This is a genomic window from Streptomyces sp. WAC06614 (genome assembly GCF_003949795.1).
Classification (GTDB): domain Bacteria; phylum Actinomycetota; class Actinomycetes; order Streptomycetales; family Streptomycetaceae; genus Streptomyces.
Window position 1 is genome coordinate 1 of the sequence record NZ_RPRY01000590.1, and the last position, 2164, is coordinate 2164.

Sequence of the window (2164 nt, forward strand, 5' to 3'; positions counted from 1 at the left end):
GCAGGGCGTATCCGGCGCCGGTCTTGGTCACGGCGAGGAGGCTGACGGCGAAGTCGATACCGCGGTCGAGGAGGATCCCGGCCAGGTCACCGCGCCCGAGGCCCTGCTCGCGCAGGTGGTGGGCGAGGCGGTTGGCGCGGCGGTCGAGCTCCGCGTAGGACAGGGTCGTCGGGCCGAACACGAGGGCCGGGGCTTCGGGACGTAGGCGCACCTGCTCCTCGAACCGGGCTGTCAGCACCGGCAGTTCGCCGATGTCCGCCGCGCTGCCGGTCCACTCCTCCAGCACCCGCCGGCGCTCGTCCGCGCCGAGGATCTCCAGCTCGGACAGCTTGACGTCGGGCGCCGCCACGGCGTGCTCCAGGACCCGCCGCAGCACCTGCGTCATCCGCTCGACCGTCGCCCGGTCGTACAGGTCGCAGCTGTACAGCACCGCCCCGCCCAGCCCGGTGTCCTCGTCGGCGGACAGCAGGAACTCCAGGTCGAACTTGACCGAGCCGGTCGCCAGCGGCGCCACCGGACCGGCCTCCAGGCCGGGGAACTCCGGGGCCGCGGCCGGCCCCGACTCCAGCGCCAGGCAGACCTGGAACAGCGGGTGCCGGGCCAGCGAACGCGGCGGGTTCACCGCCTCCAGGACCAGGTCGAACGGGGCGTCCTGGTGCGCGAACGCATCCAGGTCCACCGTCCGTACGCGGGCCAGCAGTTCACGGAACGCCGGATCGCCCGCGGTGTCCGTGCGCAGCACCAGCGTGTTCACGAAGAAGCCCACCAGGTCGGTCAGGGCCTCGTCCGGCCGGCCCGCGACGGGCGAGCCGAGCGGCAGGTCCGTACCCGCGCCCAGCCGGGTCAGTGTCGCGGCGAGTGCCGCCTGCACGACCATGAAGGGGGTGCAGCGCTCGGCCCGGGCCAGTTCGAGCACACGCTGGTGCAGCTCGCGGCCGAAGTCCACCCGGACCATGCCGCCCCGCCGCCGGGCGACCGCGGGCCTCGGCCGGTCCGTCACCAGGTCCAGTTCCTCGGGCAGCCCGGCCAGCGCGGCCCGCCAGTAGGCGAGTTGCTCGTCCAGCACGCCGCCTTCCAGGGCCGGGCGCTGCCACAGCGCGTAGTCGGCGTACTCCAGCGGCAGCGGCTCCCAGGCAGGGGCGCCTCCCGCGACCCGGGCGGCGTAGGCGGACGACAGGTCCGCGAACAGCGGCCGCAGCGACTGCCCGTCGGTGGCGATGTGGTGCAGCAGGACCAGCAGCGTGGCCCGCCCGTCACCCTCGCGCAGCAGGGTCACCCGCAGCGGGTGCTCGGCGGCCAGGTCGAAGGCGTGGCCGGCGGCGGCGTGCAGGGCCGCGTCCCGTTGCTGCGGTGCGATGTCACGGACCTCGAAGAACACCTCCGCCGCGGCCTCCTCGGCCGGGGCGACGACCTGGTACGGCTGCCCGTCGGCCGAGGCGAACCGGGTGCGCAGCGGTGCGTGCCGGGCCACCAGGTCGCCGACGGCCTCCCGCAGGGCGACCGGGTCGACCTCGCCGCCTGCCAGCCGGACCGCCATCGGTACGTTGTACGCGGTGTCCGGGCCCTGGAGCCCGGCCACCAGCCACAGCCGCTGCTGGGCGAAGGAGAGCGGCAGCCGCTCGGGCCGGCTGGTGGCCCGGGCCGGCGCCGGCAGCGCGGGGCGGCCGGAGGCCTCCGTGATCCGCCGGGCCAGGGCAGCCGGGGTGGGATGCTGGAAGACGTCCCGGAGCGTGAGGGTCACGCCGAGCGTGCTGCCGATCCGGTGGATGAGGCGGGCGGCGAGCAGGGAGTGCCCGCCGAGGTCGAAGAAGCTGTCGTCCATCGACAGCGGCGCGGCCGATCCGAGCACCTCGCCGACCAGGGTCCCTACCAGCGCCTCCAGTTCGTTCCGGGGCGCCCGGCCACCGGACGCGCCGGAGGCGGCGGACATCTCCACGGAGGGCAGCGCCCGCTTGTCGATCTTTCCGTTGGGGGTCAGCGGCAGCCGGTCCAGCACCACGAAGTGCGCGGGCACCATGTGCTCGGGCAGCCGCTCCCGCACCCAGGCGCGCAGCGCGACGGGGGTGACGCCGGTGACACCCGGCGCGGCCGTGACGTACGCCGTCAGTCGGTCCTCGGCGGCCAGCAGGGCGGCTTGGGTGAGGTGGGGGTGGGTGGTGAGGAG

At 75.1% G+C, this 2164-nt stretch carries 1 protein-coding gene; it reads right to left on the minus strand.

The window, feature by feature from the left end:
* The coding region (locus tag EF918_RS35020; protein WP_148141338.1) for a condensation domain-containing protein at positions 1–2164 on the minus strand (2164 nt) is incomplete at both ends.